The following is an 8632-nucleotide window of genomic DNA, read 5'->3' as shown; positions in this document are numbered from 1 at the left end:
TGGGCCTCATCTACGTCAACCCGGAGGGCCCGCGCGGTAACGCCGCCCCGGCCGCGGCGGCGCACTTCATCCGCGAGACCTTCCGCCGGATGGCGATGAACGACGAGGAGACCGTCGCCCTCATCGCCGGTGGTCACACCTTCGGCAAGACCCACGGCGCCGGCGTCGCCGACAACCACGTGGGCCCGGAGCCCGAGGGCGCCCCGCTGGAGGCGCAGGGCCTGGGCTGGCTGAGCACCCACGGCAGCGGCAAGGGCGGCGACACGATCACCAGTGGTCTCGAGGTGACGTGGACCGACGTGCCGACGCAGTGGAGCAACCGCTTCTTCGAGATCCTCTTCGGCTACGAGTGGGAGCTGACCACCAGCCCCGGTGGCGCGAAGCAGTGGGTCGCCAAGGACGCCGAGGCGATCATCCCGGACCCGTTCGACCCGGCGAAGAAGTACAAGCCGACGATGCTCACGACCGACCTGTCGCTGCGCGTCGACCCGGCGTACGAGAAGATCTCCCGCCGTTTCCTGGAGAACCCCGACGAGTTCGCGCTGGCCTTCGCCAAGGCGTGGTACAAGCTGCTGCACCGCGACATGGGCCCGATCGAGCGCTTCCTCGGGCCGTGGGTGGCCGAGCCGCAGCTGTGGCAGGACCCGGTGCCGGCCGTCGACCACGAGCTGGTGGGTGACGCCGACATCGCCGCGCTCAAGGCGAAGGTTCTGGAGTCCGGGCTCACGATCGACCAGTTGGTCTCCACCGCCTGGGCCTCCGCCGCGAGCTTCCGCTACACGGACAAGCGCGGCGGCGCCAACGGGGCGCGCATCCGCCTGGAGCCGCAGCGCAACTGGGAGGTCAACCAGCCCGAGCAGCTGGCGACCGTCCTGACCGCCCTTGAGGGCATCCAGCAGGAGTTCAACGCGGCCGGCGGGGCGAAGATCTCGCTCGCCGACCTGATCGTGCTGGCCGGTTCGGCCGCTGTGGAGAAGGCGGCGCGGGACGCCGGCGTCGAGGTGACTGTGCCGTTCCGGCCGGGCCGCACCGACGCGACCCAGGAGCAGACCGACGTCGAGTCCTTCAAGGTCATGGAGCCGCGTGCCGACGGGTTCCGCAACTACCTGCGTGCCGGCGAGAAGACCCAGCCGGAGGTGCTGCTCGTCGACCGCGCCTACATGCTCAACCTCACCGCGCCGGAGATGACCGTCCTCATCGGCGGTCTGCGTTCCCTCGGCGCCAACGTCGGCGGCAGCCGGCACGGTGTGCTCACCGACCGGCCGGGCGTGCTCACCAACGACTTCTTCGCCAACCTGCTCTCGCCGGGCACCCGGTGGAGCGCGTCGAAGTCCGAGGAGCACGTGTACGAGATCCGCGACCTGGCCACCGACGAGCTGAAGTGGACCGCCACCGCGGTCGACCTCATCTTCGGGTCCAACTCGCAGCTGCGCGCCCTCGCCGAGGTCTACGCCAGCCAGGACGCCCGCGACAAGTTCGTGGCCGACTTCGTGACCGCCTGGACCAAGGTCATGGAGCTGGACCGGTTCGATCTCGCCTGACAGGTAGCACCGAGAGCCCCGGCCGATCCGCTGTGATCGGCCGGGGCTCTTTCGGCATATGACACCCGATATGGCCGTTTTCTCGGCTACTGTTGGCAGGGTGGGTACCCCCGGGGGTATGGTTGCCTCCAGGAGGTGCCGATGAAGCTTCGACCGGAGATGACCTCGGATGCGCTGACCCGGCTCAAGCGGGCGCGTGGGCAGCTCAACGCGGTTATCGAGATGATGGAAAACGGTCAGGATTGCCGCGAGACGCTGACCCAGCTGGCGGCGGTGTCGAAGGCGATCGACCGCGCGGGTTTCAAGATCATCGCGTCGGGCATGCGGCACTGTGGGGCCGCGCGTGACCGTGGCGAGGAGCCGGAGATGACCGAGGAGGAGCTCGAGAAGCTCTTCCTGGCTCTCGCCTGAGGCGTTCCCGGGTCCGCCCTCTCGGGGGCGGGCCCGGACCGTCCCGTCGAGGTGTGGCGCGGCGGGCTCATCGTGCCCGAGGGTCCGCCGCGCCGACTGGCAATGGTGTGGGGCGGGTAACAGCGTGGGTGAAGAACCAGGCAGCAGTGTGTCGTCCACATACCCCCCGGGGTATCCGGAAAGGAGCGCAGGACATGTCAGTTGAGGTTTCCGTCGTCGCCACGTCCGCCCTCGGCGATCGCAGCTACCTGGCCTCGGACGGGCAGGTCGCGATCGTGGTCGACCCCCAGCGCGACATCGACCGGATCATGTACCTGGCGGGGGAGAAGGGCGTGCGGATCACCCACGTCCTGGAGACGCACCTGCACAACGACTACGTTTCCGGCGGGCTGGAACTCGCGCGGATCACCGGCGCGCACTACCTGGTGGCAGGGGCCGACGAGGTCGGCTTCGCGCGGACGTCGGTCGCCGACGGCGACCAGGTGAGCGTCTCCGACTCCCTGCGCCTGCGGGTGATCGGCACGCCGGGCCACACCTTCCACCACCTGTCGTACGTCCTGGACGTGGCCACCGACGGCGGCTGGGAGGCAACCGGCGTCTTCACCGGCGGGTCGCTGCTGTTCGGCACGACGGGCCGTACCGACCTGCTGGGCCAGCAGCACGCCCACGAGTTGGCCCAGCAGCAGCACGCCTCGGCGAAACGGCTGGCGGATCTGCTGCCCGAGGGTGCGCAGGTGTGGCCCACGCACGGGTTCGGCAGCTTCTGTTCGGCCAGTCAGGCCGACGCTCCAGAGTCGACCATCGGCCGGGAGAAGGAGAAGATCCCCGTCCTGCGCCTGGCCGCTGACGACTTCGTCACCGAGACCCTCGCCGGCCTCGACGCCTACCCGGCGTACTACGCCCACATGGGGGTGGCCAACGCCGCCGGCCCGGCCCCGGTCGACCTCACGCCGGTGACCCGCGCCGACGCCGCCGAACTACGCGAGCGGATGACAGCAGGGGAGTGGGTGGTGGACCTGCGCCACCGCAAGGCGTACGCCGCCTCGCACCTGGCCGGCACTGTCAGTCTCGGTCTGGACGGTCCGATGGCCACCTGGCTCGGTTGGCTGATCGAGTGGGGGGTGCCGATCACCCTGCTCGCCGAGACACCGCAGCAGGTCGCCGACGCCCAACGTGAACTGGTCCGCATCGGTATCGACCGTCCCGCCGCGCAGGCCACCGGCGACGCCACGCGCTGGGCGACTGACCCCGGTCAGCTGCGCGAGCTGCGGATGGCGGACTTCGGGGCCCTCGCGGCGGCGCGGAAGGGCCAGATCCCGGCCGGTCTGCCCGGCGCGGACGTGATCCTCGACGTGCGGATGACCAACGAGTGGCGGGCCGGCCACATTGACGGCGCCGCGCACATCCCGCTGCCCGACCTGCCCCGGCGGCTGGCCGACGTCCCGACGGGCACCGTCTGGGTGCACTGCGGCTCGGGCTACCGGGCCACCGTCGCCGCCTCTCTCCTGACGAACGCCGGCCGCGAGGTGGTCGTGGTCGACGACGCGTTCGGGCACGCCCGGACCGCCGGCCTGGACCTGGTCACCGCTGCCTGACCGGAACAGTCCGCACCACCGGCCGACGCCACCGCCGCCGGCCGGCTTCCCCTGCCGTGACAGCTGACACCCCATCCAAGAAAGCGGAGTAAGTGAGTACTTCCGAGACCGCGCGCCCTGCCACGCTCGACGCCACCGGCCTTCGCGAACTGATCGAATCCGGTCATGCGCCCCGGGTGCTGGACGTGCGTACCCCGGCGGAGTTCGAGACGGCGCACATCCCCGGCTCCTACAACGTGCCGCTCGACCTGCTCAAGGAGCACCGCCGGGAGTTGCGCGACCAGCTGGACGAGGACGTCGTTCTGGTCTGCCGCTCCGGTGCCCGCGCCCGCCAGGCCCAGCAGGCCCTGGCGGGGGTCGGCCTGCCCAACCTGACGGTGCTGGACGGCGGCATCATGTCCTGGCAGGCGGCCGACGCGCCGGTCACGCGGGGCGTGCCCCGCTGGGACCTCGAACGTCAGGTCCGCCTGGTGGCCGGCTCGATCGTGCTGGTCAGCATTCTCGCCTCGGTGTTCGTGCCGCAGCTCAAGTGGGTGGCCGGGGCCATCGGCGCCGGCTTGACCGTCGCTGCCGTCACCAACACCTGCGCCATGGGGATGTTGCTCGGCAAGCTGCCCTACAACCGGGGTGCCAGCCGCGACCTCGACACCGTCATGGGCCAGCTGCGTGGGAGCCCCGTGGAGCGGGCATGACCGCCACAGTGGCGCTGACCGTCGGGCTGGCCGTGCTGATCGGGGTCAGCCTCGGGCTGTTGGGCGGGGGCGGCTCGATCCTCGCCGTACCGCTGCTGGTCTACGTCGCCGATCTGCCCGCGAAGGAGGCCATCGCGACGTCGCTGCTCGTCGTCGGCGCCACCTGCCTGGTGGGCGTCATCCCGCACGTCCGCGCCCACCGGGTGCGCTGGCGCACCGGCCTGATCTTCGGTCTCGCCGGCATGACCGGCGCCTACGCCGGTGGTCGCCTGGCCGGGCTCATCCCCGCCGGAATCCTGCTCACCGGGTTCGCGGTGATGATGCTGGCCACCGCGGTGGCGATGATCCGTGGCCGACGCGAGGCCGCCGGCACCGTGGTGCCACACGAGCTGCCGGTGCCACGGGTGATCCTCGACGGTGTGGTGGTCGGCCTGGTGACCGGCCTGGTCGGCGCGGGCGGCGGCTTCCTGGTGGTGCCCGCCCTGGCGCTGCTCGGTGGCCTGCCGATGCCGGTAGCGGTCGGCACCTCGCTGGTGGTCATCGCCATGAAGTCGTTCGCCGGCCTGGCCGGCTATCTGGCCGGAGTGGACATCAACTGGGGCCCCGCGGCAGCGGTCACCGTCGCTGCCGTCGCCGGCAGCCTGGCAGGTGGACGACTCACCGAGCGGATCCCGGCGGACATCCTGCGCAAGGCGTTCGGCTGGTTCGTGGTGGTGATGGGCGTCTTCGTCCTCGGTCAGCAACTGCCCGACGACCTGCGGACCAGGCCGCTGCTCTGGGCCGGCGTCGGCGTCGCCGCCGCGATCACCGTGACGCTGACCGTCCTGCACACCAGGAGAGCGTCCGAACCGAGCGGATCGTCGCCCCGCCACTGACACCCGGCCGCCTGGCGCGCGCGGTGGGACGCAAGCCGTTGCGGCTGTTCATCCGCTGGTCGACCTGGTTTGACAGCCGTCCGCGTAGATGTCATCCGGATGGCATGTCACGAGCCACGAATCCCACCGATGATTTTTTGTCTGGATGATCGGCTGGCGGACGGGCCCGTTCATGGCAAGGTGTTGATCTGCCCGGGCGCGGGCGCGCACCTAGTCACGCAGGGAGTCATCGTGGCCCACCCCGACCTGCAGACCGACAATGTGGACCAGGGCACCGGACATTCTGCGATTCCCCGCCAGCGGGGCGAGGGTGTCGCGGCGCGGCAGGCGCTCGACGCGTGGGCCGCCGGACGGGACAGCGCCGCAGCGGGCGCGAGCTGGCGTCCGCTGCGGATCGCGATGATCGGCCAGAAGGGGATGCCGGCGACCTACGGCGGGATCGAACGGCACGTGGAGGAGATGGCCAGCCGGCTCGCCGGCTACGGGCACGAGGTCACCGTCTACTGCCGCCGCAGCTACGGCGAGACACCCGCCGACGGCTACCGGGGGGTGCGGCTGCGCCAGACCCACACGATCGCGAGCAAGCACCTCGACGCCATCGTGCACGCGGCGACCTCGACCATGGCGGCGATGACCGCGCGGCCCGACATCGTGCACTACCACGGGCTCGGGCCGGCCCTGGTCGCCCCGCTCCCGCGCGCCCTGTCCCGGGCGCGGGTGGTGCTGACAGTGCACGGACTGGACAACCAGCGGGGCAAGTGGGGGCTCGCCGCCCGGGCGGTGCTGGGCAGCGCCCACTGGTTCAGCGGGTACGTCCCGCACCAGCGGGTGGCCGTCTCCCAGGGGCTCGCCGCCCACTACAGCACCCGGTTCGGCAGCCCGACGACCTACATCCCGAACGGCGTGAACCCGGCCCGAACGGCACGGACCCGGCAGATCCAGGACCGGTTCGGGCTGACCCCCGGCGGCTACCTGCTGCTGGTCGGGCGGCTGGTGCCGGAGAAGGCGGCCGACCTGCTGATCCGGGCCTTCCGGCGCACCGAGACCCCGATGCGCCTGGCGATCGTCGGCGGGTCGTCGTTCACCGACGACTTCGTGGACCGGCTGCGCCGTGAAGCCGGGGCGGACGACCGGATCGTCTTCACCGGGTTCGCCTACGGCGACCTGCTCGCCGAGCTGTACTCCGGTGCGGCCGGATTCGTCCAACCGTCCCGGCTGGAAGGGCTGCCGTTGACGTTGCTGGAGGCTGCCGCGTACGGGCTGCCGATCGTCGCGAGCGACATCGCGCCGCACGTCGAGGTGCTGAGCGCCGACGCCGCCGGAGGGCGGTTGTTCCGCGACGGCGACGAGGACGACCTGTTCCGGGCGCTGACGTCGCTGCTCGCCGACCTGCCGGGCGAACGGGCCGGTGCCGTGGCACTGGGCGAGCGGGTCACCGGCAGGTACAGCTGGGACACCGCCGCCCGCGAGTTGGAGCAGCTCTACCTTCGCCTGGCACCGGAGCCGGGACGACGGGGCAGGGCACGACGCGCGGCGGCCGCCGACTGACCGGGCGGTGTTCGCCGGGGGAGCGGGGGTCAACCCGGCGGAGGACGCAACAGTCGGCGCAACGGCCCCTTCTACCGTCGAGGGGACAGGGCTAGATTGAACCGATCTTGTGCCGGGAGGACATCGGTTGGCCGCGCCCGGCAGCGGCCGGGCAGCGCCGATTCAGTTCAGTGGGATCAGTGGAACAACACACGCAGCAGGTCACTCCGCTCATGACCAGGCGGCTCGACCCGACCCGCCTCCTCACCGGCGGCGCGGCGCTGGCCGCCGCGGTCGTGGCGGTAATCGCCGGTGTCTCCATGGCGGCCGGTGACCGTCGGGGCATGGTGCTGCCACTCGCGGTGGTAGCGGGGATCGCGGTGGCCGTGCTCGCGCTGACCCGGTTCGCCGGGTACGTGCTGCTGATGCTCGCGGTGCGTTCCTGCGTGGACCTGTTCAAGCTGACCGGACCGAGCGCCGGCCAGGCCAACTCCGCCGGAACGGCCCGGGCGGCGGACCCCTCCACACTGCTCGCGGTGCTGTTCCTCCTCGCCGCCGGGCTCTGGCTGGCCGCACAGCTCAGCCGGCACGGGCGGCTGCGCGGTTCCCCGCTGAGCTGGGCGATGCTGCTCGTCGGTGCCAGCAGCGTGGTCAGCGCCCTCGGTGCCAGCCGACCGGCGAACAGCCTGTTGGAGGCGCTGCGCATCCTCACCGTGGTGGTGATGTTCGTGGTGCTGGAACAGCTCATGCCGGACACTGCGGCGATCCGTCGGGTCCTGCTCGCCTGCTACGCCTCACTGGTGCTGGCGTTGGGCTACACCGTCGTCCTGTCGCTGCTGGGCAACCCGCCGGCCGAGGTGAAGGGCGACTTCACCCGGATCAGCGGCACGTTCAGCCAGTCGACCACGTTCGGCCGGTACCTGATGTTCATGGTGATCTTCGGGTTCGCCGTGTACCGCTTCCTGGACCGTCGACTGCGGGCGTCCCTCGGCGTGCTGCTCGCGCTCTCGCTGCTGTTCCTGCTGCTCACCAACACCCGAAGCGCCCTGCTCGGCGCGGCGATCGGCCTGATCGTGGTCGCGGTGCTGCATCGCAGCAAGCGGATGCTGGTCACCCTCTGCATGGTGGCGGTCGCCGGGGTGGCACTGGTGCCCGCCGTCGGCGAACGGTTCGCCCAACTCGGCGTGTCCCGCGCGGTCGGTGGCGACCCGACCGGAAACACCCTGCAGTGGCGGATCAGCTACTGGACCGAGATCGTCACGCTGGCCGACCGGAACCCGGTGACCGGCATCGGACCGAACATGACCCAGCGCGAGACCGACGAGGCGAAGAAGCCGCACAACGACTTCCTGCGGGCGTACGTGGAGACCGGGTTGCTGGGTCTCGGGGCGTACCTGCTGATGCTGTTCGCCTTTCTGTACACCGCCCGGACCGCGCTGCGGCGGGCCCCTCCGGGCAGCTTCGAGCGTGGCGTCGCGGTCGGGTTCACCGGCTGCGCCGCCGCCTTCGTGGCGGTCAGCGCCGCCTCCAACGTGATATCCAACGTGGTCACCCTCTGGTACTTCGTCGCGTTCGCCGCGGCGGCCAGTGTGATCGCCCGCCAACCGGCTCCGCACCTGACCGGCGAGCAGCCACGACGCACGTCCGTCCCGGTTTGACTGAACGACAGCATTGGGGAAAAAGTGGAGATCGTCGACTACCTGCGGGTCGCCCGGCGGCGCCTCTGGGTACTCGTGGGGGTGCCGGTACTCGCCACCGGGGCCGCGGCCGCCATCGTCCTGCTCGCGCCACAGCAGTTCAGCGGAACCGCGTACGTGGCGGCGCCGGCCCTGGTGGGTGGCACGGCCGGGACGCAGTACACCGGTACGCAGGCGGCGAGCCAGTTCGTCGCGGCGTTCGGCGCGGCGGTCACCTCACCCCGGGTCCTCGCCGACGTGGCCGCTGACACCGGGGTGCCGCCGGAGCGGCTGCGCGACGGGCTCGCCATCAGC

Annotated in this window: 8 protein-coding genes; all 8 read left to right on the top strand. The window is 71.1% G+C overall.

Annotated elements, in window-relative coordinates:
• On the top strand, nt 1-1541 hold a 1541-nt coding region (katG, locus tag KBX53_RS13290), incomplete at its 5' end, for a catalase/peroxidase HPI (protein ID WP_210859492.1).
• Nucleotides 1542-1682: 141 nt separating this feature from the next.
• On the top strand, nt 1683-1952 hold the full coding sequence (locus KBX53_RS13285; protein ID WP_210859486.1) for a metal-sensitive transcriptional regulator: 270 nt from the start codon (nt 1683-1685) through the stop codon (nt 1950-1952).
• A gap of 194 nt (nt 1953-2146) precedes the next feature.
• Nucleotides 2147-3547: an MBL fold metallo-hydrolase gene (locus KBX53_RS13280; RefSeq protein WP_210859485.1), complete on the top strand. Its 1401-nt coding sequence runs from the start codon at nt 2147-2149 to the stop codon at nt 3545-3547.
• A 92-nt stretch (nt 3548-3639) separates the two neighbouring features.
• Entirely contained in the window at nt 3640-4239 is a 600-nt protein-coding gene (locus KBX53_RS13275) for a rhodanese-like domain-containing protein (RefSeq protein WP_030337681.1), read from the top strand.
• Complete coding sequence (locus KBX53_RS13270) at nt 4236-5114, top strand: sulfite exporter TauE/SafE family protein (RefSeq protein WP_210859484.1); 879 nt, start codon at nt 4236-4238, stop codon at nt 5112-5114. The genes KBX53_RS13275 and KBX53_RS13270 overlap by 4 nt, the downstream gene beginning before the upstream one ends.
• 231 nt (nt 5115-5345) lie before the next feature.
• On the top strand, nt 5346-6662 hold the full coding sequence (locus tag KBX53_RS13265) for a glycosyltransferase family 4 protein (RefSeq protein WP_156057993.1): 1317 nt from the start codon (nt 5346-5348) through the stop codon (nt 6660-6662).
• Nucleotides 6663-6841: 179 nt separating this feature from the next.
• The gene (locus KBX53_RS37140) at nt 6842-8299 is read left to right on the top strand and encodes an O-antigen ligase (RefSeq protein WP_210859483.1); all 1458 of its coding nucleotides are present in this window, start codon (nt 6842-6844) and stop codon (nt 8297-8299) included.
• Nucleotides 8300-8323: 24 nt separating this feature from the next.
• Nucleotides 8324-8632 (top strand): Wzz/FepE/Etk N-terminal domain-containing protein (locus KBX53_RS13255; RefSeq protein ID WP_210859481.1); only part of this gene is annotated, 309 nt, incomplete at its 3' end.

This window comes from Micromonospora sp. M51 (genome assembly GCF_018070305.1).
Lineage (GTDB): Bacteria > Actinomycetota > Actinomycetes > Mycobacteriales > Micromonosporaceae > Micromonospora > Micromonospora parva.
Note: the sequence above shows the minus strand (reverse complement) of the source record. Positions and strands in the feature narration are given on the sequence as shown.